The organism is Corynebacterium nuruki S6-4, from assembly GCF_007970465.1.
Lineage (GTDB): Bacteria > Actinomycetota > Actinomycetes > Mycobacteriales > Mycobacteriaceae > Corynebacterium > Corynebacterium nuruki.
In genome coordinates this window covers 2072425-2096327 of the sequence record NZ_CP042429.1, presented here as the reverse complement: position 1 = coordinate 2096327, position 23903 = coordinate 2072425, and the positions used below count along the sequence as shown (strand labels likewise).

The 23903-nt window shown below is 66.5% G+C and carries 22 protein-coding genes and 1 tRNA gene; 10 read left to right on the top strand and 13 right to left on the bottom strand.

Features of this window, described 5'->3' with window-relative positions:
• Positions 1-172 precede the first annotated feature (172 nt).
• Positions 173-709, top strand: coding sequence for a peptidylprolyl isomerase (locus FSW06_RS09360; protein ID WP_010121601.1), 537 nt, complete (start codon positions 173-175; stop codon positions 707-709).
• Positions 710-831: 122 nt separating this feature from the next.
• Positions 832-1425 (top strand): rhomboid family intramembrane serine protease, encoded by a 594-nt coding sequence (locus tag FSW06_RS09355; RefSeq protein ID WP_238525991.1) that lies wholly within the window; start codon positions 832-834, stop codon positions 1423-1425.
• Here FSW06_RS09355 and crgA read toward each other — a convergent pair.
• Positions 1403-1681: a cell division protein CrgA gene (gene crgA, locus FSW06_RS09350; RefSeq protein ID WP_010121599.1), complete on the bottom strand. Its 279-nt coding sequence runs from the start codon at positions 1679-1681 to the stop codon at positions 1403-1405. The two genes, FSW06_RS09355 and crgA, sit on opposite strands and share 23 nt — an antisense overlap.
• Before the next feature lie 88 nt (positions 1682-1769).
• On the opposite strand from crgA, the gene FSW06_RS09345 reads away from it, so the two are divergent.
• Positions 1770-2453: an anthranilate synthase component II gene (locus FSW06_RS09345; protein ID WP_010121598.1), complete on the top strand. Its 684-nt coding sequence runs from the start codon at positions 1770-1772 to the stop codon at positions 2451-2453.
• Between the two features lie 30 nt (positions 2454-2483).
• On the opposite strand, the gene pknB is transcribed toward FSW06_RS09345, so the two are convergent.
• From pknB to FSW06_RS09310, 7 genes are all read right to left on the bottom strand, one after another.
• The gene (gene pknB, locus FSW06_RS09340; protein ID WP_010121597.1) at positions 2484-4526 is read right to left on the bottom strand and encodes a Stk1 family PASTA domain-containing Ser/Thr kinase; all 2043 of its coding nucleotides are present in this window, start codon (positions 4524-4526) and stop codon (positions 2484-2486) included.
• Positions 4527-4611: 85 nt separating this feature from the next.
• Positions 4612-6288 carry a serine/threonine-protein kinase gene (locus FSW06_RS09335; RefSeq protein ID WP_010121594.1) on the bottom strand — a complete coding sequence of 559 codons (1677 nt, stop codon included), beginning with the start codon at positions 6286-6288 and terminating at the stop codon, positions 4612-4614.
• Between the two features lie 29 nt (positions 6289-6317).
• Positions 6318-7769: a peptidoglycan D,D-transpeptidase FtsI family protein gene (locus tag FSW06_RS09330; protein WP_010121593.1), complete on the bottom strand. Its 1452-nt coding sequence runs from the start codon at positions 7767-7769 to the stop codon at positions 6318-6320.
• Positions 7766-9148: an FtsW/RodA/SpoVE family cell cycle protein gene (locus FSW06_RS09325; protein ID WP_010121592.1), complete on the bottom strand. Its 1383-nt coding sequence runs from the start codon at positions 9146-9148 to the stop codon at positions 7766-7768. The genes FSW06_RS09330 and FSW06_RS09325 overlap by 4 nt, the downstream gene beginning before the upstream one ends.
• Positions 9148-10911, bottom strand: a complete 1764-nt coding sequence (locus FSW06_RS14945; RefSeq protein ID WP_010121591.1) for a PP2C family protein-serine/threonine phosphatase — start codon at positions 10909-10911, stop codon at positions 9148-9150. The genes FSW06_RS09325 and FSW06_RS14945 overlap by 1 nt, the downstream gene beginning before the upstream one ends.
• The gene (locus FSW06_RS09315; RefSeq protein ID WP_010121589.1) at positions 10908-11423 is read right to left on the bottom strand and encodes an FHA domain-containing protein FhaB/FipA; all 516 of its coding nucleotides are present in this window, start codon (positions 11421-11423) and stop codon (positions 10908-10910) included. The genes FSW06_RS14945 and FSW06_RS09315 overlap by 4 nt, the downstream gene beginning before the upstream one ends.
• A 136-nt stretch (positions 11424-11559) precedes the next feature.
• Entirely contained in the window at positions 11560-12693 is a 1134-nt protein-coding gene (locus FSW06_RS09310; protein WP_010121587.1) for a DUF3662 and FHA domain-containing protein, read from the bottom strand.
• Between the two features lie 332 nt (positions 12694-13025).
• Between FSW06_RS09310 and FSW06_RS09305 the strand changes: the two genes are divergently transcribed.
• Positions 13026-13108 (top strand) — tRNA-Leu (locus tag FSW06_RS09305).
• Positions 13109-13568: 460 nt separating this feature from the next.
• Here FSW06_RS09305 and FSW06_RS09300 read toward each other — a convergent pair.
• The 4 genes from FSW06_RS09300 to FSW06_RS09285 all read right to left on the bottom strand — a co-directional run bounded on the left by FSW06_RS09300 (position 13569) and on the right by FSW06_RS09285 (position 17620).
• Positions 13569-14303, bottom strand: a complete 735-nt coding sequence (locus FSW06_RS09300; protein WP_139024547.1) for a hypothetical protein — start codon at positions 14301-14303, stop codon at positions 13569-13571.
• A complete protein-coding gene (locus FSW06_RS09295; RefSeq protein WP_029449897.1) occupies positions 14300-14494 on the bottom strand; it encodes a toll/interleukin-1 receptor domain-containing protein in 195 nt (64 codons plus the stop codon). The genes FSW06_RS09300 and FSW06_RS09295 overlap by 4 nt, the downstream gene beginning before the upstream one ends.
• A gap of 81 nt (positions 14495-14575) precedes the next feature.
• Positions 14576-17197 (bottom strand): DEAD/DEAH box helicase, encoded by a 2622-nt coding sequence (locus FSW06_RS09290; RefSeq protein WP_010121580.1) that lies wholly within the window; start codon positions 17195-17197, stop codon positions 14576-14578.
• A 3-nt stretch (positions 17198-17200) separates the two neighbouring features.
• Complete coding sequence (locus FSW06_RS09285; protein WP_146881336.1) at positions 17201-17620, bottom strand: hypothetical protein; 420 nt, start codon at positions 17618-17620, stop codon at positions 17201-17203.
• 17 nt (positions 17621-17637) lie between these two features.
• On the opposite strand from FSW06_RS09285, the gene FSW06_RS09280 reads away from it, so the two are divergent.
• Positions 17638-18899 (top strand): IS3 family transposase gene (locus FSW06_RS09280; RefSeq protein ID WP_202945441.1). Its coding sequence is split into 2 segments (ribosomal slippage): positions 17638-17932 and positions 17932-18899, totalling 1263 coding nucleotides; the frame shifts between segments, so codons are not numbered across the junction.
• 242 nt (positions 18900-19141) lie between these two features.
• On the opposite strand, the gene FSW06_RS15065 is transcribed toward FSW06_RS09280, so the two are convergent.
• Entirely contained in the window at positions 19142-19288 is a 147-nt protein-coding gene (locus FSW06_RS15065; RefSeq protein WP_420838764.1) for an adenylyl-sulfate kinase, read from the bottom strand.
• Positions 19289-19714: 426 nt separating this feature from the next.
• Between FSW06_RS15065 and FSW06_RS09270 the strand changes: the two genes are divergently transcribed.
• The 5 genes from FSW06_RS09270 (at position 19715) to FSW06_RS09250 (ending at position 23552) form a co-directional block, all read left to right on the top strand.
• The gene (locus FSW06_RS09270; protein WP_010122907.1) at positions 19715-20959 is read left to right on the top strand and encodes an IS256 family transposase; all 1245 of its coding nucleotides are present in this window, start codon (positions 19715-19717) and stop codon (positions 20957-20959) included.
• A gap of 236 nt (positions 20960-21195) precedes the next feature.
• Entirely contained in the window at positions 21196-21648 is a 453-nt protein-coding gene (locus FSW06_RS09265; RefSeq protein ID WP_010121577.1) for a MarR family winged helix-turn-helix transcriptional regulator, read from the top strand.
• A 1-nt stretch (position 21649) separates the two neighbouring features.
• Positions 21650-22072 (top strand): organic hydroperoxide resistance protein, encoded by a 423-nt coding sequence (locus FSW06_RS09260; protein ID WP_010121574.1) that lies wholly within the window; start codon positions 21650-21652, stop codon positions 22070-22072.
• 161 nt (positions 22073-22233) lie between these two features.
• Entirely contained in the window at positions 22234-23109 is an 876-nt protein-coding gene (locus FSW06_RS09255) for a zinc-binding dehydrogenase (protein ID WP_244946808.1), read from the top strand.
• Positions 23110-23162: 53 nt separating this feature from the next.
• A complete protein-coding gene (locus FSW06_RS09250; RefSeq protein WP_010121571.1) occupies positions 23163-23552 on the top strand; it encodes a DUF1304 domain-containing protein in 390 nt (129 codons plus the stop codon).
• Positions 23553-23903: the final 351 nt, after the last annotated feature.

The following is a 23903-nucleotide window of genomic DNA, read 5'->3' as shown; positions in this document are numbered from 1 at the left end:
CGGTTCTCCTCTACAACGGTGATGTCAGTGCTGTCTTTGTCATTCGATCATAAACAAATGGACCACCGAGGGTAGTGCGAATCACCGTGGAAGGGGGAGGAGGAGCGGGAAACGGGTGCCGTGCCCACCCACGGTCACACGGCGGCGCCGGACGCAGGTAGTCTGGATCACCATGAGCGTCCAGAAGACTGCGACCGCGGTTCTGCACACGAACCTCGGCGACATCAGCATTGACCTGTACGGTGACCAGGCCCCGCAGACGGTGGCGAACTTCGTCGGTCTCGCCACCGGCGACAAGGAGAAGGCCCCGTACACCACCGAGAACGCCTCCGGCACGACCGAGGGCCCGTTCTACGACGGTGCGATCTTCCACCGCATCATCGACGGCTTCATGATCCAGGGCGGCGACCCGACCGGCACCGGCCGGGGCGGCCCCGGCTACCAGTTCGCCGACGAGTTCCACCCGGAGCTGCAGTTCGACCGGCCGTTCCTGCTGGCCATGGCGAACGCCGGCCCCGGCACCAACGGCTCGCAGTTCTTCATCACCGTCGCGCCGACCCCGCACCTGAACAACCACCACACCATCTTCGGTGAGGTCACCGACATGGACTCGAAGAAGGTCGCCGCGAAGCTCGGCCGCGTCGCCACCGGTCGGATGGACCGTCCGGTCGAGGATGTCGTCATCAACTCGATCGACATCACCGAGTAACACGCGCCGTCGCCGCGTCCCGCGCGGCCGCAGCCGGGAACATCATGGAGCAGGTCAGGCGCTACCTCAGGGCGGCGCCGGCCTGCTCTTTTTTCATGGTGGCCTGCGTTGTCGTGTACATCGTGACCGCAGCCCAGTCCGGACGCCTCGACGACCCGGTCGGCACCGGACCGCACTTCGGCAGCCCGCTGGCCTGGGATCTCATGATGGTCAGGTCCGAGGTCACCGGCCACGGTGAGTGGTGGCGGCTCGCGACGAGCGCACTGGTGCACCTCAATCTCGTGCACCTGCTGATGAACATGCTGGTCATCGGCCTGGTCGGCCAGATGCTCGAGCGCACCTGGGGTACCGCGACCCTGGCGGTCGCGATGGTGGTGTGCGCCGCCGGCGGTGGTGCCGCCGCCCTGTGGCTCGACCCGGCGACGGCGATGGGCGGGGCCTCGACCGTCGCCTACGGCCTGTTCGCCATGCTCGTGGGGGACGCCCTCTACCGGGGCACGGACGTGCGCGCCCCGCTGATCCTCATCGCGGTGAACCTCGTGTACTCGATGACCGGCGGGGTGTCGCTGGCCGGCCATCTCGGCGGGCTGGTCTCCGGAGCGGTCGTCGTGCTGGTGCTGTGGCTGCGGGACCGGCTGCGGCGGCGTCCCGGTGCGGAGCGGGACGCCCGACGGGGTGGGGGAACCCCCGGGTCTACTTCCAACCCATGGTCATGAGCAGGCCGACGATGAACAGGCCGAATCCGATGAGGTAGTTCCAGGCGTCCAGATCCTGCATGAAGGGGATCTTGTCGCCGGCGATGTAGTTGACCACGAGCCAGGCCAGACCCAGCAGCATCAGCCCGAGCATGAGCACGATGTACCAGCGCGGGGTGCCGGTGGCGTTGAGTTTGACCGGGGTGCGGCGGTCGGCGGCGGAGGAGGTGCTGCCGGACTGCGCGTCCAGGTTGTCGGAGATCCTCGACTTCGGCATGGGGTGTCCTCCCAGATGGTGGAGACGTGTGGTCGTACGGTGAACGTCTCCAGCGTACCAGCGACACGGCAGCGGTTAGGATGTCAGCATGCGCATCCTCGTCATCGACAACTACGACAGTTTCGTCTACAACCTCGTGCAGTACCTCGGGGAACTCGGCGAGGACTGTACGGTGTGGCGCAACGATGCCGCTGAACTGGGTGCCCCGGACACGGCCGGCACGGCACTCGACACGGCCCTGTCCGGCTTCGACGCGATCCTGCTCTCCCCGGGACCCGGCGAGCCCGCCGCCGCCGGCCGGATGCCCGAGGTCATCTCCTGGGCGGTCGACCACCGCGTCCCGCTGTTCGGCGTCTGTCTCGGCCACCAGGCCATCGCCCTGCACTTCGGCGGGGACGTCATCCGCGCCGGCGAACTGTTCCACGGCAAGACCAGCCCGGTCGTCCATGACGGGACCGGCGTGCTCGCCGGGATCCCCTCCCCGTTCACCGTCGCCCGCTACCACTCACTGACCGTCGCCCGCGACAGTCTGCCCGACGAACTCGTCGTCACCGGTGAAGCCCCCTCGGGCATGATCATGTCGATGCGGCACCGGGAACTGCCGGTGCACTCGGTGCAGTTCCACCCCGAGTCCGTCATGACCGAGCACGGTCACCGGATCCTTGCGAACTGGCTGGCGGTGGCCGGACGCCCCGTCGACGAGTCACAGATCGCCGCCCTCGAGGCCCGGCACGCCGAGGCCCAGCAGTCCACCGCCGCAGTGCTCAGCTGACCCTGCCGACTGTGCCGGCCCGGCCGGCGGTCACGGCCGGGGCAGATCGACGCCCAGCACGTTCACCCGCACGGTGATCTGGTCGCGCTTGCCGACGGTGGCACCGGCCGACGGGCTCTGCCCGACGACCTTGTCCACGGCCAACGGGTCGATCTGGTTGACGTCCTCGCGGCGGATGTCGGACTGGGAGCCCTCCCAGCCGGCGGCGCGCAGTGCACCGAAGACATCGCTGAACTGCTTACCGGTGACGTCGGGCAGCTGGATCTGGTTGCCCTTCGAGACGGTCAGCGTGACCGTGGAACCCTTCGGCACCCGGGACCCCTCGTCGCTGGCGGACAGCACCCGGCCGGTGGGCTGGGTGGAATCGACCTGGTTGACCTCGACGGTGAAGCCGGCGCCCTCGAGGTTCGCCCGCGCCTCATCGACGGTCTGACCGGTCACGGTCGGCACCCGCACCTGCTCGGAGCCGCTGGAGACCGTGATGGCCACCTCGGTGCCCTTCGAGACCTGGGTGCCCTGGGCGGGGTTCTGCGAGATGATCTGCCCGGCGGGCACATCGGAACTCGACTCCTCGGCGACCTGGGACTTGAGCTTGAGCCCGGCGTCCGACAGCGCCTTCTCGGCGCGCGAGGTCGTCATCCCGGTGAGGTCGGGGACGTCGGTGATCTCCTTGCCGGAGGAGACCAGCAGGGTGACGTCCGACCCCTTGGGGACGGAGGAATTCGCCGCGGGGTCGGTACCGACGGCGGTGCCGCGCGGCACCTCGGCGTCCGGCTGGTCGCGTGTGGAGACCCGGAAACCGGCCTTCTTCAGCAGGTCCTCCGCCTCCGCCTGGGACTTGTTCGCGACATCGGGGACGCGGACCTGTTCGGCCACGGAGGCTTCGCCGCTGTGGTCGTCGCCGCGGACGGCGTTGTAGACGAAGTACCCGCCGAGTCCCAGCAGGGCGACGAGGATGACGGACCAGAGCACGGTCGTCCACCGGCGCTGCCGGTGACGGGCGTCGTCGGACGCCGCGGGGTCCGGTGCGGCGGGCTGCGGCGTCGGCTGCGGCGGCAGCGGCGGCTGACCCGCCCCGGCGGCCCCGGCGGCGGCTGCTCCGGCTGCGGCACCACCGGCGGCGCCGGTCGCGACGGGCAGGACGGTGGTCGCGGCTTCATGGCCACCACCCTGGGAGCTGAAGTCGGTGGTCTCGGCCCAGGCCGCCGCGGCGAGCGGCGTCCGACCGTCGGCCACCCGCTGCAGGTCGTCGGCCATCTCCAGTGCCGTGTCGTACCGGTCGCCGGGGTCCTTGGCCATGGCGGTGAGGGTGACCGCGTCGAGTGCGAGGGCCCGCCGGTCGTCGAGCCGGAGATAGGTCGACGGGGGCTCGGGATTGTCCTGCACGTGCTGGAAGGCGACCGAGAACGGTGACTCGCCGGTGAACGGCGGCCGTCCGGTGACGATTTCGTAGTACACACAGCCGGCGGCGTAGAGGTCGGAGCGGTTGTCGGCGGACTTGCCGCGGGCCTGCTCGGGCGACAGGTACTGGGCGGTGCCGATGACCGCGGAGGTCTGCGTCATCGCGGAGGTGGAGTCCGTGAGGGCGCGGGCGATGCCGAAGTCCATCACCTTCACCGCACCGGTGTTGGTGATCATGATGTTCGCGGGCTTGATGTCCCGGTGGATGATGCCGGCCTCGTGGGAGAACGCCAGCGCCCGGCACACCTCCGCCATGACGCGGCTCGCCTCCTCGAGCGGCATGGCACCCGAGTCCTGCACGATCTCCCGGAGGGTTTCGCCGTGGACCCGCTCCATGACGATGTACGGCACCGAGCCGCTGGCCTCGTCGGTCTGACCGGTGTCGTACACGGCGACGATCGCGTGGTGGTTCAGCTTGGCGGCGTTCTGCGCCTCGCGCCGGAACCGTTCCAGGAAGGTGGGGTCGCGGGCGAGGTCGGCGCGCATCATCTTCACGGCGACGTCGCGGCCGAGCAGCTGGTCGGTCGCGGCATAGACGTCGGACATGCCGCCGGTCCCGATGACGGGTCCGAGCAGGTAACGCCCGTCGAGCGTGGTGTTGCTCAGGCTCATGACCTCACTCCCTCGGTGGTGACGGCGGCGTCGGTCGCGGCGGCCGGTGTGACTGGTGTGACAATAGCGGATCGGTGCACAAAGATCACGCTTCCTTGTCCGTGGTCGTCGCGCCGCCGGTGCCGTGTCCGGTGCCGCCGGTGGGGTCGGGCATGGCCGTGTTGCCGTTCCCGCCGAGCAGATCGTCGAGGGCGCCGCCGATGTCGGAGGGATCCGGCAGCGGGTTCGGCGACGGCGACGGTTTCGGCGACGGGTTCGGCGACGGCGACGGTTCCGGGGAGGTCTCCGGCGGGGTCGTCGGGGTCGGCGACTCCTCCCCGGTGCCCTCGTCCGGACTGGTGGGCGTGTTCGCCCCGCCGGTACCGGTACCGCTTCCGTTGCCCGGGGTGCTGCCGTAGCCGGGGTCCTGCTGGACCGGCACGTCGTTGGTGACGGTGTGGGTCTCCGTCGCCGGTGCGGAACCACCGTCGTGGTCACCGGAGACGAGCATCCAGACCACCACGGCCAGTGCGGCGACGAGGATCAGGCCACCGGCCCACGCCCACAGCGCGGGACTGCCCGACTTCTTCGGCGCCGGCCGACCCTGCTGTGCCTGCTGTGTCCTGCCCCGTCGCCGGTCGCGCGGCGCCGGACCCATGTTCGACCGGTCGGTGACCCGGCCGAGGCGCCCGGACCCGGCGGCCGCCGCCCCCGCCGCCGCAGGCACCGCGGTCGTGCCCGGGGCGAGCTGCGTCTGCGGGGCCTGCGGACTGCGCGGATCAGTGGCCGGGCCGACGCCCGACCGGGGCTCGGGCGGCATCTGGCCGTCGTGCACCGGCACCGTGGCGGCGGCGAGCTCGGCGCCGTCGGCGTAGCGTGCCGCCGGGTTCTTGCGCAGGCACACGCTGATCAGGCGGCGCATCGGCGCGGAGACCTCCCCCGGGATCTCCGGGACCGGGGCGCTGATGTGCTTCAGCGCCACCGAGACGGTGGACTCGCCGGCGAAGGGACGGCGTCCCGCCAGCATCTCGTAGCCGACCACACCGAGCGAGTACACGTCGCTCGACGGCCCCACGTCGTGGCCCTGGGCCTGCTCCGGGGACACGTACTGGGCGGTGCCGACGACCATGCCGGTGCGCGTCAGGGGGACGGCGGACGCCGCCTTGGCGATGCCGAAGTCGGTGACCTTCACCACCCCGTCGGCGGTGACCATGAGGTTTCCGGGTTTGATGTCGCGGTGCACGAGCCGTCGCTCGTGGATCGCCTGCAGACCCAGTGCGGCCTGCGTGATGAGGTCCAGTGCCATGACCTCCGGCAGGGTGCGCTCGCGGGCGAGGATGTCCGCCAGCGACTCGCCCTGGATGTACTCCATGACGATGAAGCAGTAGGTCATCCCGGTGCCGTCGACGTTGGCCTGCTCGCCGTAGTCGTAGGTGGCGACGACATGCTCGGAGCGGATCGTCTCCGCGGCCTCCGCCTCCGCCCGGAACCGGGCCCGGAACTCCGGGTCGTCGGTGAGCTCGGGCTTGAGGACCTTCACCGCGACATCGCGCTGCTCGCCGGTGTCGTAGGCGAGCCACACGGTGGACATGCCGCCGCGTCCGATGACCTTCCCGGTCCGGAACCGTCCGGCACCGTAGTGGGTGTCGAGGACGCGCTGCATCCGCCCCGGGTCGTGTGCGTTGCGGTCACCGGAGCCCCCGGCGACGGCGTCCGGAACCCCGAAAGCCTGTGTCTCTCCGGTCTCTCCGTTCGTACCGTTCACGCTGTCGTTGTCACTCATGTGCTCTCACCTCCTGTCCGGGGATCGTCCTACTGTGCATCCTGCAGTGCCGCCTGCATGACGGCCCGGCCGATCGGCCCGGCCACCGCCCCACCGGTGGCGGCCTGCCCCCGGTTACCGCCGTTCTCGACGAGGACGGCGACCGCGACATCGGCGTTCTCACTCGGGGCGAAGGCGACGTACCAGGCGTGCGGGTTCGAGTTCCGGGAATCCTCACCGTGCTCGGCGGTACCCGTCTTCGACGCGATGTCGCCGGTGCCGCCGGAGTACTGCTCCGACCCACGCATGAGATCGGTCAACTGGTCTGCCGTCTCCTTCGGGATGGCGCGGTTCACCTCCTTGGGCTTCGTTGTAGACAGCGGTTTCAGGTCCGCTCCCGTTACCTGCTTGATCAGGTGGGGCTCCATCCGGACGCCCCCGTTGGCGATCGTCGCGGCGATGACCGCGTTCTGCAGCGGGGTGAGGGCCACGTCGCGCTGACCGATGGCGGACTGCGCCAGCGCCGAGTTGTCCTCGATGGGGCCGACCGTGGAGGTCTGCACCGGCAGGCCGAGACTGTCCGTGTCCTCGTCGATGCCGAAGGCCTTCGCCGTCGCCTTGAACGGGTCGATACCGTGGCGCTGCGACAGGTCCACGAACGACGTGTTGCAGGACTTCGCGAAGGCGGTGCGCAGCGGGACCGGCCCGCCGCCGCAGGTCTCGCCGCCGTAGTTCTCCAGCGTGGTCGTCCCGTCCGGCAGGGTGATCCGACTGTCGCCGTTGACGAGCGTGTCGGCGGTGTCCCCGGCCTGCAGTGCGGTCGCGGTCGTGATGAGCTTGAACGTCGACCCGGGCGGCTGGATCTGCTGGGTGGAGCGGTCGAGCAACGGGGCGCTGTCGTCGTTCTGCAGCGCGGTGAAGGCGTTCTCCTCGGCCGACGGGTCGGTCGAGACCAGGTCCGCCGGGTTGTAGGAGGGGGTGGACGCCATGGCGAGCACCTCCCCGGTGGAGGGACGCAGTGCCACGACCGAGCCCGAGTAGCCCGCGTTCGCCAGCTGCTCGTAGGCGACCTGCTGCACATTCGGCTCGAGGGTCAGGTCGATGTTCGCGCCGCGCTTCTCCTTGCCGGTGAGCGTGTCCCACACCTGGTGGGAGAACAGCGAGTCATCGGTGCCGTCGAGGATGCTGTTCTGCGACTGCTCCAGCCCCGAGGCGCCGTAGCGGTCGGAGAGGTAGCCGAGCACCGAACCGTAGGCGACCGGGTCCATCGGGTACTGACGGGAGTAGAGGCCGTCCTCGTCGGCGGTGGACTGGGCGAGGACCTGGCCGCCGGCGGTGATCTGGCCGCGCGGCACCGACTTCGTCTCGAAGTACTGGCGGGCGTCACGCGGGTTGTTCGCGTAGTCGTCCTCCTTGAAGCCCTGGATGTAGGTGAGGTTCACCAGCAGAATGACGATGAGGAGGAAGACGAAGACCGACACATTGCGGATGGCACGGTTCATTTCTGCACCTCCTGGTTGAGACCCGTCCCCGGGTGGCCGGCACTGTCGGCCGGACCGTCGACGGCTGCGGCGGTGCTGTCGCCGGCCGCGGCGGCGCGCCGGAGCCGGCCGTCGTGGGAGATCTTCAGCAGGATCGCCAGCAGGATGTAGTTCGCCAGCAGACTCGACCCGCCGTGCGACATGAACGGGGTGGTCAGACCGGTCATCGGCAGCAGCTTCGAGATACCGCCGGTGACGACGAAGACCTGGATCGCCATGGTGAACGACAGGCCCGCGGCGACGAGCTTCCCGAAGGAGTCCGGGGTCCGCAGTGCCGTCGTGAACCCGCGGGCGACGAGCACCGCGAAGAGGATCAGCACGGCCGCCAGGCCGACGAAGCCGAGCTCCTCACCGACCGACGAGAGGATGAAGTCCGACCAGGCGACCGGCACGATCTGCGGGTAGCCCTCGCCGAGACCGGTACCGGTCACACCGCCGAAGGACATGCCGAACAGTGCCTGGGCCAGCTGGTAGCCGTTCCCGTCGTAGTTCGCGATCGGGTCGAGGTAGTTGGTGAAGCGGTCCTGGATCTTGTCCGAGATCTGGAACACGCCCCACGCGCCGATCGCCGCCAGGCCGATGCCGATGACCAGCCAGGAGGGGCGTCCGGTCGCGATGTAGAGCATGCCCAGCACCGTGCCGAACAGCAGCAGGGCGGGGCCGAAGTCGTTCTGCGCCGCCATGATGAGGATGGCGATGCCCCAGACCAGCAGGATCGGCCCCAGGTCGCGCAACCGGGGGAACTGGAGACCGAGGACGCGGCGTCCGGCGACGGTGAACATGGTGCGCTTGTTGACGAGCAGGGCAGCGAAGAAGATCAGCAGCATGATCTTCGCGAACTCGCCGGGCTGGATCGAGACCGGGCCGATGCTGATCCACACCTTGGCGTCCGCGTTGATCGAGGTGGGCCACACGATCGGCAGTGCGGACAGCACCAGCCCGCCGAGCCCCAGCAGGTAGGCGTAGTTCTGCAGGTTCTGGTGGGACTTCATGGCGATGATGACGGCGCAGAAGATCACCACGCCGATCACCGTCCACATGATCTGCGAGGTCGCCCGCGAGGAATCGAGCGCGAGGTCGATGCGGTAGATCATCACCAGGCCCAGCGCGTTGAGCAGCGCGGCGATGGGCAGCATGATCTGGTCCGCCTCCGGGGCCTTCAGGCACAGGACGACATGGGCGACACCGAACGTGGCGACATAGCCGCCGACCACGGTGAAGACCTCCGAATCGAGGTCGTTCTCCAGGGAGGTCTGCAGGGCGACGAGCGCCACCCCGAGGATCAGGGCGGAGAAGACCAGCAGGGTCAGCTCCGTCGGGCGGAAGTGTGCGCGGCTCATCATCCCACCTCCCGGCAGGAGACACCGGGTGTGGTGAGGTCAGAATCCGGCCGGTCAGCGTTGTCTGCGTGATCCGGGTGATCCGGGTTGTCCGGGTGATCCGGATGGTCCGAATGATCACTGTCGCGGGTGACGCAGGCGGGCAGCGTCTGCTCGGCGAGCCGGCGCAGCTGCGCCTGGATCTCCTCGTAGGAGTCCCGCGGCAGATTGTCGAGCGTGCCGCGCGCCGCCGGGGTCAGGTCGGAGGTGCTGAGCCGGTGGCACGGGTCGTCGCTGCCGGCGGGCAGCAGCCGCACCGCACCCTTGTCGTCGAGGCAGACCTCCTGGTACGGGGTCTGCAGCGAGATCCCCAGGAAGCTGCTCGGGGAACCCTGGTAGATGATGACCGGAGTGCCGTGTGCGGCCGCCTCCGCCGCCGCACCGAGGGTGGACGGCAGTGCCGACGAGGACCCCGGCACCGTGTTCGCGGTCGTGCCGGGGGCCGGTTCCGACGGGGGTGCGTCGGTAGGAGCGGCCGTGGCGGAGGCCTTGGCGGCCTCGGACGCGGCAGCCTCCGCCTGCTCCGACTGGGTGACCGCCACTGCGGGGATGTCGTCGGGCTCTGCGACGGCGAGGAAGTACGAGTCGTTGAGGTTGTGGCGGACGAACCACGCCGAACCGGCGAGGACCACCAGGACCACCACGACGGCGGTCAGTGCGGTGAGCAGCCGGCGGTTGCGCCGGGAGCGGCCCGTCCGGCCGGCACGGGTGCCGCGCCGACGGCCGGTGGATTCCCCGTCGTCGGCGACGGTGGTGGCACCGGAGGCGTCACCCGTGGCGTCCGACCCGTCGCCGTCGGTGCCGTCGGCCCCGTCGGCGTTGCCTGCGCCGTCTGCGGCACGGCGGACGACATTGACGCGGGCCGCGCGTCCCGCCGCCGTGTCCGGCCGGGGGGACTCACTCGCGGTGAGGTCCACCGCGCCGGCCAGCGCCGGGGTGGTGGGCAGGTCCGCGGCAGTGACGGAGGAGTCGGGCGCGTCCGGGTCGACGACGTCGGCGACGACGACCGTGACATTGTCCGGCCCCCCGCCACGCAGGGCGAGGTCGATGAGCTTCGTCGCCGCCTCATCCGGCGTCCCGACCGCCAGGACCTCCTGGATCGTGTCGAAACTCACCGGATCGGACAGGCCGTCCGAGCACAGCATGTAGCGGTCGCCGGCGCGCGCCTCACGGATCTGCGTCGTCGGCTCGACCGGACGCCCCGTCAGTGCCTTGAGGATGAGGGAACGCTGCGGGTGACTGCTGACGTCCTCCGGGGCGAGCCGACCCTCGTCGACGAGGGACTGGACGAACGTGTCGTCCTTGGTAACCTGCTCCAGGGCACCGTCGCGCAGCAGGTAGCCGCGCGAGTCACCGACATGGCAGACCCCCAGCCGGTCGCCGTCGAACAGCAGCGACGTGAGGGTGCAGCCCATGCCCTCCAGGGTCGGGTTCTCGTCGACATGTGCGGCGATGGCCCGGTTGCCGGTGTCCATCGCCTCGACCAGCAGGCCGACCAGCCGTTCGGCCGGGATGTCCGCGCCCCGGTCCAGGGCGGTCGCGACGGACTCCTCCAGGGGCAGCAGGGCATGGATCATGAGGTCGGAGGCGACCTCACCGGCGGCGTGACCGCCCATGCCGTCGGCGAGGGCGACGACGTGGCACGCCGCGACCGCGGAATCCTCGTTGTTGCCACGCACCAGACCGCGGTCGGACCGGGCCGCGTAATTCAGGGCGAGCGTCATGGCTGCATCCTCACTGTCGTCTGTCCGATACGGATTTCCTGGCCGGTCGTGAGCAGCTCAGGCTGGTCGATCCGCTGTCCGTCGAGGAAGGTGCCGTTGCGGGAATCCAGGTCCTCCAGGTACCAGTCCTCACCGCGACGGTGCAGCCGGGCATGGGTACCTGAGGCGAAATCGTCCTCCAGGACCAGGGTGCAGCCCGTCGAGCGGCCGACGGTGATCTCCTCGTATCCTGCGAGGTCGAGGGTGGTTCCGGTCAGCGGACCACTGGTGAGCACGAGGGAATGCGGGGCGGACGACCGGCCGAAACCTCGGCCGTGCCTGCCCTTCGGCGTGCCGCCGGGCGACCCGGAGGCACCGGTGCCCGCGGCAACCACCGCGGGGCTCACCGGGCCGTTCCCTGCGGAGGACGCCCGGCTGACGTCACGGTTCATGGCGCGGACCGCGGCCCAGATGAACAGCCACAGAACGACCAGCAGGGCGATCTTGGCCAGCAGAACCATGGACGACTGCATGCAGGTCAGCTCCTCGGGGCCGGATCGGATAGGGGACAACGTGAATAGGGACGTTGCCACACTTTACCGGTGGGAGGGGACCGATGGCACGCGACGAGAAGGACGCGTGGGGAACGGGTGTGGCAGATGGCGCGGGTCAGCTGATCCGCACCTCGATCTCACTGTGACCGATGACGATGACATCCCCGTCGGCGAGCAACCAGTTTTCCACGGGCGTCTCGTTGACGGTGGTGCCGTTGGTGGACTTCAGGTCGGTGAGGACCGCATCGTAGCCGTCCCAGGCGATGTCGACGTGCTGCCGTGACACACCCGTGTCCGGCAGCCGGAAGTCCACCGCGTTGCCGCGGCCGATGAGGTTACTGCCCGGCGTGAGGACATAGGTGCGGTCGGAACCGTCGCGCAGGAACAGGGTCACCGTGCGCTGCGGCTGACCGGCGGCGGCACCCTCGGCGCCGTCGGCCCCGGCGACCGGGGCCTGGGCGTGCTGGTCCGAGAAGACCTCGGTGCCCGGGACACTCGGCGACTCCTGCCGGGGTGCGGCGGTGTGGCCGGCAGGGCCGTCGGCCCGGGGGGGCCGGTCGGCCGGGGCGGGGGTGCTCTTCGGGCGCGGTGACTCGGCGTGGGGGTGGGCGAGGCCGGCGAGCGCTCCGCCTGCTGCACCTGCGGCGCCTGCCGCGGCGGCGGGTCCGGGGGTGGCCCGTGGAGTGCGGTCGGCCTGCGCCTGACCGTCGGCATTGTCGGCGTTGTAGGCCTGCGCGGCGGAGTTGCGTCCGGAATCCGGACCGGAGCGCGGCCACTCCGGGGCGGGTTCCGGTTCACCGTCCCCGGGCTCCGGCCAACGCTGCGCGGCCGGTCGGGACTGCGGGTTCTGCGGGGTGGCCCCGGGGGTTTCCTGGTCGAACCAGGAGCGGGACTTCAGTTGACCGGTGTGGAGCGACTCGTCCTTGACGATGTCCACGGTGACCGGACCACTGGTCGACCACCCCTCGTTGCGGAGGAACCGCTGGAGCCGGTCGCGCAGGTCGTCGCCCAGCGTGGGGCGGTCGGCGAGCAGCGCCTCATGGTCACGTGCGGAGACGTGGACGAGGTAGGAGGACGGGGCGTGGTAGCCGCCCGACCGGTCCTCCATGAGGGAATCCTCCGCCTCCTGTTTGAGCAGCTCGTCGATTTCGGCAGGGACCACCTCGCCGCCGAAGACGCGCGCGAAGCCGTTGTCGAGCCCGCGCTGGAGCGAGCTGTCGAGCTTGCGGAATCGTCCGAAGAGATCCATGGGTAGCGGGATCCTGCCTTTCTCGGTCTCGTGCCTGAACGTCGTGCGGGTGGCACAGTGGGGACCCATTATAGGGATGTCTGCGGTGCGGCGTCCGTTCTATGTCGTGGGGATCGAGGTCACCGAGTGGTTTGACAGGGCGGGAAATCCCCGGTGGGACGGTGGATTCGGCGGGGTCGGGACAGTCCGATCGTCGGTGCTGCCCCGGCCGGGCCGGCGGAAACCGGTTCTGACGTGGCGTTCTGTGCGGGGTTTGTGCCATGTGCCGGAGACTGCTAGGCTTTCACACCGTTGCAGCAGCAACCCACGTCGACCACTTCGGTTGATGCCACGGGCGAGTGGCGGAATGGCAGACGCGCTGGCTTCAGGTGCCAGTGTCCTTAGGGACGTGGGGGTTCAAGTCCCCCTTCGCCCACAGTGAGCGGTTCTCGAACTGCACGGGCCGGAGGCCACAAACTCGAAAGGGTTTGTGACCTCCGGTTTTTCGCGTTCCCGTGTCCGGCCGCCGCGAAAGTGCCGTTCCGGGGGAATGACAGTGCAAGTCCCACATGTCGCCGTGGCGGCCGGGCCTGCAGAGAATTCCAGGTTTTGCGACCTGGCGGTGGGGAGCCGCGCGCAACTGCCGACCGTGCGTGTCCCGGCAGGGCGGATCGGATTGTGGGCGCGGGATATTAACCCCGAGATGTACTATCCGGGCTAATGCTTTTGTCCGCGTCGGCTGGCTTTTCCGATCCCGGTGACACTGGCGGTAGATGTCCTGGTCGGTCTGTCGAGGAGGCATCGAGCTTGTCTGTGTCCCGGTTCATCCGCCGTTACAGGATCCCTGGGGCGCGTCGCGGGAGTGCTTCCTGCAAGTCATGTCCAGTGCCAGTGGCTTATGTTCCGGTAACGACGTGCCACTGAAAGTCGATCGAGGGTGGAGCGTAGGGCATTGAGGAGCTTCGTTGTACAGAGAGGATGTCAACGAGACAGAGCGCACCGTACTTGTTCATGAGTACGGCAGTCTCACCTTTGCGGGGTTCGACAGTTCGGCCGGGGGACAGGTGCGCTTCCAGGTCGTCCTCGGGAGCTGACTCAGGGCGTAGGACTCCGACGGCCTTGATTGGATCTTTGTAGAGGTAGATCGAGTCGCTGTCGCACTCACTGACATGCAGTGTGAACTCCTGTTCGCCGAAGCCGAAGGTAAATTCGCTGTGTGGGGCCTTGTTGTACTCAAAATGCGTTCTTCCGTTCAAGGAGGGGTCGCGCCAGAGTGCGGTGGAGGACTGCAAGGCATGTCGTTCCAGCCGGGCGGATCGTTCTCGGAGAGTCGCGATGGTTGTTGCGTGATCATCGTTGGCCGGCAGGTCCTCAAGCCACCGCCAGAGCTCCTGGAGTTGTTCGGAACCGGGGAAGTCTCCGACGTCAGGGTGGGCGTTGAAAGACAGACCTTTCGGCTTGGTTCCAGCCAACCATGCTGGGAGCCGGTGTCGAGGATTGTCCTTGAACAGCACAGTCAGCCATGTTGCGGGTTTGTCGGAAAGCACCTCGGCAATCCACCGGTTTTCGATGGCGACCCCAGAACCCGGGACGTTGTCCGCCCTGTCCGTGTAGTTGTCATCGACGATCATGAGGACGTGGCGGGGGCGTGACGGATCCTACGCATAAAGCCCGTGAGCGAGTCCCCGTAGTCGAGATCAGCATCGACCAGGACGTGGTAGCCGAGCATCTTCAGGTGGGCAGCGAGGAGACGTACCCACTGCTGGTGCTGTGCGGACGTCCATGCGTAGGAGATGAACAGGTCGGCTCCGTCTGGGGCCAATGATTTTGCTTGTGGGTCTGCCATTGATCTCCTCGTATCGGGAACGGAAAGTAGACGATGCTCAAAATTTCATTAGTAAGATTATGAGGTGACAGGGTTGGCCCGTTTGATTAAGCCCTCCCAGGTCTCGACTGCGGCAATGTCTTTCTCCGAGGCGAACAGGTAGCCCCACTGATCCGGGAACCGTTCATCGCCAGTGAGCTTGCGCATCACCTTGTCGGCGGCCTCCCGCTTTGCCAGGACCTCAGCATCGTTCACGTCGCTGTCGGACTTGGCCTCGATGATCCAGTAGTTGCCAGCGTTGTCGCACACGACGAAGTCCGGGTAGTAGAACCGGGAACCGCCGGACCAGGCGAACCGGGCGTTGTCGGTGAAGTACAGCCGCTTCCACCACCGGATCTGGTCCGACTTGTTCAACATGTATGCCAGCCGGTACTCCGCGTTGAGAGAGTCGAACATCGCGGCGGTGAACAGTCCGCTCTCCTTCCACGGGCCGTAGTACCGATCCGTGGCGAACCTGCCCCTCAACTGCTGGGGCTTCTCCACTGGCAGGATCTGCTCATCGACAGGCAGGGTGAACTCTGATTCGATCGGTAGGACTTGCACCTTGATCTCCGGATCAGCGACGGTGTTGTTCGCATTGAACGCCTTCTTCGCCGTGCGGAGCAGTGTCTGCAGCTCCTTGCGACCACTCTCCAGTGCCTTCTCCGTCCACGGGGACAGGCCGACGGCACTGATGAACGGAGTAATGATCCGGCGTCCCAGGATCGCCATGTTCGAGTTCGTCTGGGCGAACGTATTCGTGCCCAGTGCCACCTTTGTCAGTGTCTTGACCACCTGGTCGTCGGGCACCTCATCGACCCCGCCAGTGGTTATGGTGGTGTCCCGCAGGGTGATTTTCTTCCCGTCGGTTTCCACAAGTTCGCGGTTGAGGACAACACCCTCGGTCGACACGTTCTTGGCTGCAGCCCGGACCTGGTCATCGGTGATCTCCGCGAGGTCGAAGGGCGCGACCTTCGTCTCCATGGTGGAGGCAGGGAATGCGAAGTACTCGCCGGCGAATTTGCTGTTGACCGTGACCTTCACCGGATCCGGGACTGGGGGTGGTGTCGGTATTTCTTCGTTTTCACCGAGCTCCACGAAGCCGACAGGTGACATCGCATCTTCGTCAGGCGTCGGAGGCAACGGATCATCCCCGGACGTATCAGAGACTCCGGATTCACCAGGGGTAGTGCCCGTGTGAACGCCGGTAGCAACGCCATCGGTGGTGCCGGCGGAGGTGGCGTCGCCGTTTGTGTCCCAGGCAGAGTCATCCGCGCCCCGACCATCCTCCGGAGACGTCCATTCAGGTATCACCGGACCGACGAACGGGTTGGAACTGTCGGTGGCCTTCTCGATACCGAAGACTTTGAGCGCGTCCTCGCTGGCTAGGTAGGCGCGGTAGGACTTGTGCGAGATGATGTCGAGCTGGTTGATGGTGTCGACGTCGGTGTATGTCTTGAACGGCAGCCGCAGGCCGCGGCCCATAGTCTGCTGGGTCAGTACTTCGGAGGCGGAGACCCGCAGCGAGACAATCACCGCGACGTTGCGGGCGTCCCAGCCCTCCCGCAACTTACCGACGGCCACCACTGCCTCAACGGTGGAGTCGGTGGCGTCGATGTTCTCGAGCTGGAACCTGGTCTGCTCATCGTTGTGCCGTGAGTCGACCTGCAGTACCTTCCCACAGTCACCGACGTATCCGACCCCGGCCAACAGAGACGTGATCTGTGTGGCGTGGTCAATGTCCGAACAGGTCACCAGCATCACCGGGCGGACAGGTGTGACCTCGGGGTGGTCGAGGGCGTACCGACGGTAGGCCGCAGCCTTACCCCGGAGGACCGCAAGACCGTCACGGAGCTGACGTTCCTCGGAGTCAGGGTACTTGTCGTAGTCCTTGCTGCGGCAGACAATGACCGGACGCTTGATGTACCTGTCGGTGATCGCCCGGAACAGCGGGTACCGGTAGACGATGTCGTCACCGGGCTCAGCCGAGGCGGTCAGACCGATGGTCGCTGCCGGATCCAGTTCCTTGAGCGCGGCATTGAAGGCCTTCGCGTCACTGCCGTAGAGGTGGGATTCATCGGCGATGATCACTAGGTCGTCGAGGGACTGCAGGTGGGCGTAAAGGTTCCCGCTGTTCTCGTCGAACCGGCGGATCTTTGCCCTGCGGGCCTCCATCGTGGTGCCGAGGGTGGCCTGGTCAGCTTTCTTCGGGGCCAGGAGGTTCTGGACGTTGAAGATGAACACGTCCGACCCGATGAAACTGTCGAAAGCGCCTTGCTGGCCGTTCGTGGTCCTGCCCCAGGCCCGCATGTTGTCCGGGGTGATGATCTGCGGGGGAACGTCGAATCCGCCGATGTACTTGCGACTGTCGCGGGTGAAGTTCGCGATCGTCTTGTTCTGGATCACCAGTCCCGGGGTGACGACCATGATGTTGGTGTGACCGCATTCGCGGAGGTACTCGATGAGAGCGCCCATGATGTAGGTCTTGCCCACACCGGTAGCCAGGTTGAGTACCAGAGGGTTCTGCGGATCGAAGTCCCCGCCGGAGATACGGGTGACGGTGGCGTCGAGGGCCTCACGGTTAGGGGTACGCAGGTCGAACTTCGAGGCGACGGCATCGATCAGGGTGTCGTCGCGGACGAGGGACAGTGGCTGGTTCATCGGTCAGGCCTCCTGGGTGGGCTCGGTGGTGGGGTGGAAAATGTCGCCGGGAATCCGGACCAGTGTGCATCCTCGTCGGGCCCGGCGCAGGTAGCCACGGATCTCGTCGGGGGCCTCGGTCGCGGCAATGGTGAGCAGTTCACCGTCATCCAGTTCGGCGATGAGTTCGTCGACCCGGGTGTTGATCAGGGTGTCGTCCACGACAATCAAGCGCATGCGGCCACGGACCCCGTGGAACACGGGGTGAGCCGGGGTGCGGTGGAAGTTCAGGTTGGCGCACACGGAGTTGATCAGTGTCTCACCGGTGGCATTTTCGGTCAGGGTGGTGACGCCGAACTCTTCGTTGTAGTCGAAGCAGGCGGGGGAAAGCTCTGCGACGGTGAATCCTGGAGTGTCATGCTTTGAGTAGACAGTGAGACCCACCCGAAAGGATCCCGCACATGTCTACACCCAACCCCCGACCACACCGGGGACCGAGACCCCACTACACCGCAGAGTTCAAAGCCGACGCCGTGGCCATGGTCACCGAGCTCGGCAAGTCCCGCGCCCAGGTCGCCGAAGACCTCCAGGTCTCACCCTCGACCCTCGGCCGCTGGGTCGCCGCAGCCACCGACACAGTCGGTACCGGCCGCGGCAGCCACAACAAACCCGCCGACCCGACCAGCACCGACCCCGACCAACTCGCCCGACGGGTCGCCGAACTGGAAGCGGAGAACGCCTTTCTGAAAAAAGCGGCGGCCTTCTTCGCCCGGGACACCCGGTGACCGACAAGTACCGGCTCATGTTCCGCGAAGAAGGCCTGTTCACCGTCACCCTCATGGCACGCCTGCTCGGCGTGTCCCGCACCGGCTACTACACGTTCAAGGCCCACCGGGCAGCCTTCGGCGACGATCCCGTCCCCGGATCACGGGCAGCACGCAGGGCCTGGCTCGCCGACCGGATCTGGTTGCACTGGGACAGGTCCAAGGGGCGTCACGGTGCCCGACGGATCCAGGCCGACCTGGTTGAACACGACGGCGAGCAGGTGTCGCTGTGGTTAATCCGGAAGATCATGAACACCCTCGGTATCGCCGGTGTTCAGCCCAGGGCCACCAAGCGGACCACCATCCCCGCCGATGATGCCGACGCCCGGCCCGACCGTGTCCGTCGCCGGTTCGCCCCGCCTCTTGCCACGTCCACCCTTGTCGGCGACATCACGTATCTGAAGACCGGGGAGGGCTGGCTGTACCTGGCCACGGTCATTGACCTGACCACGAGGATGGTCGTCGGCTGGGCCACCGCATCCCATATGCGCACCCCACTGATCAGCCAGGCCCTGGTCATGGCGCACACGGCCGGTTACGTCGCCGGTAACGCGATCTTCCACTCCGACCGAGGATCCCAGTACACCTCTGAGGAGTTCGCGACCACCGCCCGGTTGTTGGATGTCCGGTTGTCTGTCGGACGGACCGGGGTGTGCTGGGACAATGCGGTCGCCGAGTCCTTCTTCGCCTCGTTGAAAAAGGAGATGTTCCACCAGCAGTCGTTTACCACCAGGGCCCGGGCCAGGGTCGCTGTCGCCGAGTACATTGAGGTGGACTACAACCGCCGACGTCGGCATTCGGCGATCGGCTACCGCATCCCGGCGGTGGTGATGGGTGAGTTCAAAGCCCGGTGGTCGCCTGAGCCTGAACAGTCACAGTCCGCTGACCTGGCGGCCTGACCTCCACAACACGATTCATGCGTCTTGATTGTCCTCAAAACTTGACACCTTCCAGCCCTAGCCTCTCTTCCGTTGTCTTGTCTGATGCTTGTAGCAACACGGATGGTTACTTCGGCATCTTCCCCCAGTGCCCGAGCTAGCTTGTCTACTTCCAGAACACTGACTGTGTTGGTGTAGATCAGTCGGCGATACCCGTCGGCGGCGTAGTTGTTCCACATGGCCCTGAGGTTTCGCTCTGCGATCTACTGCTCCCACGGTACCGGGTACGCGAGATCGAGCACATCGCCCTCGATGACGGCGTGATGGACGCCGCGTGCTGACAGTAGGTCATGGAGGGCGAAGGCGACGGTAGATTTTCCTACACCGGATCGCCCTCCGATCAGAAGCATATGCGCGCTGTTCATGGCCTCATGATGACATGCCCGGGGCTTGATTGATGACCAACGGCATTCCCTGCAACGCGATGGACGATGAGCACACCGCGGAGCGGCAGTTTCAAAGCGGCTACCTTAAAGTTCGTCGAGTGCTTCTATGACCAGACCTGCGGGCCGGACGGCGTTGCCGGCTCCGGCACGATCTCGGCGGTCCCCGAGCTCGCTGCTTCCAATCCGGCGGTCCTGGGCCCTACCGAGACACACCTCCTGCAGGAATGGCTGCGGAAACTGAAGAGCTCAAAGCCCTGACGTCACCAACCGGGGTTACGTCCTCTAGCGTGGTGTATCTGTAACTGCCGGTGACCGCCCGTCCACGACGACGGCGACCACCGCAGGTACCTTTCGACTCAACTCCTACATATCCTCGAAAGGGACTCCACGATGGTCACCAGCCCTCATCATATCGACCCGTCAACCTACCTCGACGAACTGCTCACCCAGGCCTCCCCGGACCTGATGCGCCAGATGCTGCAGAGCTTCATCAACCAGATCCTGTCCACCCAGGCCGATCAGGTCTGCGGCGCGGACTACGCCACCACCAGCGAGTCCCGCACCAACACCCGCAACGGTTACCGTCACCGCGACCTCGACACCCGTGTCGGCACCGTCGACGTCGCCGTTCCCAAGCTCCGCTCCGGGTCGTTCTTCCCCGACTGGCTGCTGGAACGACGAAGCCGGGCCGAGCGAGCTTTGAGCACCGTCATCGCGACCTGCTACCTCAAGGGTGTCTCCACCCGAAGAATGAACGACCTGGTCGCCAGCCTGGGGATCACCAACCTGTCGAAGTCCCAGGTGTCCGAAATGGCCAGGGACCTTGACTCCATGGTTGAGGATTTCCGCCACCGCCCACTCGACACTGGGCCGTACCTGTACGTGTCCTGCGATGCGCTGACGATGAAAGTCCGCGAAGGCGGTCGGGTCGTGAAGACGTCGGTGCTGCTGGCGACCGGGGTCAACGCGGAAGGTTACCGGGAGTTATTGGGCATGCAGGTCGCCACGGCAGAGTCCGTGGCCTCCTGGACCGGCTTCTTCCGCGACCTGAAGGCCCGCGGACTGGACCAGGTGTTCCTGGTCACCAGTGATGCGCACCTGGGTATCCAGCACGCGATCGGTGAGGTCCTGCCGAACGCGTCGTGGCAGCGCTGCCGGACGCATTTCGCCAAGAACCTGTCGTCCATGGTGTCCAAGACCCAGTGGCCGACGTTGTCGGCGATGTTCCAGACGATCTTCCAGCAGCCTGATGCTGCCGCGGTGTGGGACCAGGCCCGTGAGGTCGTCAGCTTCTGTCAGAGCAAGTTCCCGCATGTCGCCGACTACCTCGAGGAAGCTCTCGACGAGCTGTTGGCGTTCACCAACACGCCGAAGGCGGTGTGGACCAAGGTCTGGTCCAACAACCCCACCGAGCGGCTGAACCGGGAGATCCGCCGGCGTACCGATGTCGTGGGGATCTTCCCTAACCGCGATGCGGTGGTCCGTCTGGTCGGGGCAGTGCTCGCAGAGCAGCATGATGACTGGATCCAGCAGAAGCGGTACATGTCGCTGACGAGTCTGGAGCATACCCGGACGGTGATAGGCGCCAACGTCATCGACGTCGACGGCGACGACCGGGTGCAGGAGGCAGCATGAGCGGAGCCCGTTATCAGGCCCGTGATGGTCCTTGACCTGGTGTCACGCGCTTTTGTTTCAGCGGAAGGGAGATACACCACTTCCCCGGACTTGACCCCAACCGGTTGGCGATGATGGCGCGCAGCGGCCAAGAATCCACGCCGTGGTGCTGTTGCAAAGTTGGGGATGGCACTGCGAGGGCCCTGCTGCCACAATAAAGGTTGTGCACAATTGAAATGTGTGCAATAGTTGTCGACATGGGAGCCACCGACCGCATGCTATGCTTCGCCCTCTACTCCGCAAGCCGTAAGACCACACGCACGTACCGGGAGTTGCTCGAGCCCTGGAACCTCACGTACCCCCAGTACCTGGTGCTCTACGTCCTCTGGAACCAGGGACCCCGGACCATCCGCGAACTCGGGGAGGAGATGCAGCTGGATTCCGGCACCCTCTCCCCGCTGCTGAAGCGCCTGGAGCAGGCCGGCTACGTCAGCCGGCACCGCACCCCGGAAGACGAGCGGGTGGTCAACGTCAGACTCACAGAAGCCGGTGAGCAGCTGCGGGAACCGCTGTCCCGGATCCCCCGGGACGTCGCAGCCGCGATGGGAGTCACCGATGACGCCACCGCCAGCGGGCTCATCCGGAGCCTGCGGCAACTCGGCCATCAAGACCCCGCCCCCACATCACACACCCCCACCCGAAAGGACTGACATGACCCCGCTCTACACGGCAGAGGCACTGGCCACAGGCGCCGGCCGCAACGGACACGTCGCAACATCCGACGGACGCCTGGACCTGGATCTCGCCATCCCCACCGAAATGGGAGGCAGCGGCGACGGCGCCAACCCCGAGCTCCTCTTCGCTGCCGGTTACGCGGCCTGTTTCCATTCCGCTCTCCAGACGGTCGCCCGAACAAAGAAGGTCTCCGTGGCCGACAGCTCGGTGGGCACCCGGGTCGGCATCGGTTCCAACGGCAACGGCGGATTCGAGCTCAGCGTGCACCTCGAAGTCACGATTCCCGACATGCCGACCGATGAGGCTCAGGCCCTCGCCGATGCCGCCCACCAGGTCTGCCCCTACTCCAACGCCACCCGCGGGAACATTCAGGTGACAGTCTCCGTCGTCGACGACTGACCACTCCCGCGGCCACCTACCGGACCAGTATCCCCCAACCACACACGAAGGAGACACCAATGCGCAGCCTCATTCACGACAGCTTCGGAGAACCCGAGGATGTCCTACACCTCACCGAGGAAAACATGCCCGAGCCCTCGGAGGGGCAAGTCAGGATCCGGGTGAACCTGTCACCCATCCACAACCACGATATCTGGACGATCCGGGGAACCTACGGCTTCGTTCCCGATCTCCCCGCGCACGCCGGCACGGAGGTTCTTGGCACCATTGACGCCCTCGGCCCTGGAGTCTCCGGCTTCGTGCCCGGGCAGCGGGTGGTCAGCGCAACCTCCTTCGGAACCTGGTCAGAATACGCGCTGATCGATGCCGCAGGGGCGATCCCGGTTCCCGACCAGTTGACCGACGACAGTGCATCACAGCTGGTATCGATGCCCTTCAGCGCCATCAGCCTGCTGGACTTCCTAGACCTGAACGAGGGTGACCGGCTGATCCAGAACTCCGCCAACGGCGCCGTCGGCAGAATCCTTGCCCAGCTCGCCAAGGCACGTGGCATCCACGTCATCGGCCTGGTCCGCCGTGACGCAGCGGTCGCCGACCTCGCGGCGGAAGGTATCACTGACGTGCTCTCCACCGAGGATCCTGCCTGGCGAGAGAAGCTGCAGGAGATCACCGGCGGTGCGCGGGTAGCGACCGGACTGGACTCAGTCGGTGGCCAGGCGACCGCCGATCTCGTCTCCGTACTCGGAGAGGGCGCCACCCTCGTGTGCTTCGGCGCGATGGGTGGCCCGACGATGACAGTCCCCTCCGGCCCGGTGATCTTCAAAGACATCACCGTCCGGGGATTCTGGGGCAGCAAGATCAGCCAGGAAATGGAGCCCGAGAAGAAGTCCGGACTCTTCGCCGAACTGATCTCACGGATCTCGGACGGTAATGTCACCCTTCCGGTCGCCGGCGTCTTCGATGTCTCCGACTTCAGCGAAGCGATGCTCGCCAGCAAGTCCTCCGGGCGTACCGGCAAGGTCCTACTCCGGTTCTGACCGGTCGACACCAAACCCAGACCACAGGCAAAGAAAACAGAGGCCGAACAGCAATGCTCATCACAGGTTCGATCCTGGCAATCACAGCCGCTCTACTTCACGTGCTCATCTTCTACCTCGAATCCATGGCCTGGACGAGTGAACGGACCCGTGCAGTCTTCGGCCTCACAGCCAAGGAAGCTGACAACACCAGAGAAATGGCATTCAACCAGGGATTCTACAATTTGTTCCTGGCCATCGAGGTCATCTTCGGCGTGGTGCTTCTCACGGCAGGTGCCTCCGACGGAGCCGGACTGGCACTGGTCCTGGCCGGCACCGTGAGCATGTCAGGCGCCGCCGCGGTGCTCTGGCTGACGTCTCGAGACAAACGCGGCGCAGCCCTGAAGCAGGGGGCGCTCCCCCTGCTGGCCACCGTGGTGTTGGCAGTCGCCGCGATTATGTAGCCGCAGCCGTGCTCTGTCCGTGAGGACGAGCAGCTCGACACCGAACACATGATCCTGCCTGACGCACGCTCCGTCGTGACTGCTGACCGTCGTACCGGAGCCGTGTCTCACGAGGAGGCACTCCGAGGCGCCACACAGCGTTCAAGAATCCACGCCATGTAGCGAACAAATTCACATCATTGTCGCTAACTGGATGGTGACGTCAGTGCTTTGAGCTCTTCAGTTTCCGCAGCCATTCCTGCAGGAGGTGTGTCTCGGTAGGGCCCAGAACATCCGGGTTGGACGCAGCGAGCTCGGTGACCGCCGAGATAGCACCGGAGCCGTCAATGCCATCGCGCCCTCCAGTGCCGG

What these genes read in the sequence shown, in the direction of transcription:
- FSW06_RS09360 (WP_010121601.1), top strand. Translation starts at nt 173, where the DNA reads ATGAGCGTCCAGAAGACTGCGACCGCGGTTCTGCACACGAACCTCGGC.
- crgA (WP_010121599.1), bottom strand. Translation starts at nt 1,681, where the DNA reads ATGCCGAAGTCGAGGATCTCCGACAACCTGGACGCGCAGTCCGGCAGC.
- FSW06_RS09345 (WP_010121598.1), top strand. Translation starts at nt 1,770, where the DNA reads ATGCGCATCCTCGTCATCGACAACTACGACAGTTTCGTCTACAACCTC.
- pknB (WP_010121597.1), bottom strand. Translation starts at nt 4,526, where the DNA reads ATGAGCCTGAGCAACACCACGCTCGACGGGCGTTACCTGCTCGGACCC.
- FSW06_RS09335 (WP_010121594.1), bottom strand. Translation starts at nt 6,288, where the DNA reads ATGAGTGACAACGACAGCGTGAACGGTACGAACGGAGAGACCGGAGAG.
- FSW06_RS09330 (WP_010121593.1), bottom strand. Translation starts at nt 7,769, where the DNA reads ATGAACCGTGCCATCCGCAATGTGTCGGTCTTCGTCTTCCTCCTCATC.
- FSW06_RS09325 (WP_010121592.1), bottom strand. Translation starts at nt 9,148, where the DNA reads ATGAGCCGCGCACACTTCCGCCCGACGGAGCTGACCCTGCTGGTCTTC.
- FSW06_RS14945 (WP_010121591.1), bottom strand. Translation starts at nt 10,911, where the DNA reads ATGACGCTCGCCCTGAATTACGCGGCCCGGTCCGACCGCGGTCTGGTG.
- FSW06_RS09315 (WP_010121589.1), bottom strand. Translation starts at nt 11,423, where the DNA reads ATGCAGTCGTCCATGGTTCTGCTGGCCAAGATCGCCCTGCTGGTCGTT.
- FSW06_RS09310 (WP_010121587.1), bottom strand. Translation starts at nt 12,693, where the DNA reads ATGGATCTCTTCGGACGATTCCGCAAGCTCGACAGCTCGCTCCAGCGC.
- FSW06_RS09300 (WP_139024547.1), bottom strand. Translation starts at nt 14,303, where the DNA reads ATGATCGTCGATGACAACTACACGGACAGGGCGGACAACGTCCCGGGT.
- FSW06_RS09290 (WP_010121580.1), bottom strand. Translation starts at nt 17,197, where the DNA reads ATGAACCAGCCACTGTCCCTCGTCCGCGACGACACCCTGATCGATGCC.
- FSW06_RS15065 (WP_420838764.1), bottom strand. Translation starts at nt 19,288, where the DNA reads ATGCTTCTGATCGGAGGGCGATCCGGTGTAGGAAAATCTACCGTCGCC.
- FSW06_RS09270 (WP_010122907.1), top strand. Translation starts at nt 19,715, where the DNA reads ATGGTCACCAGCCCTCATCATATCGACCCGTCAACCTACCTCGACGAA.
- FSW06_RS09265 (WP_010121577.1), top strand. Translation starts at nt 21,196, where the DNA reads ATGGGAGCCACCGACCGCATGCTATGCTTCGCCCTCTACTCCGCAAGC.
- FSW06_RS09260 (WP_010121574.1), top strand. Translation starts at nt 21,650, where the DNA reads ATGACCCCGCTCTACACGGCAGAGGCACTGGCCACAGGCGCCGGCCGC.
- FSW06_RS09250 (WP_010121571.1), top strand. Translation starts at nt 23,163, where the DNA reads ATGCTCATCACAGGTTCGATCCTGGCAATCACAGCCGCTCTACTTCAC.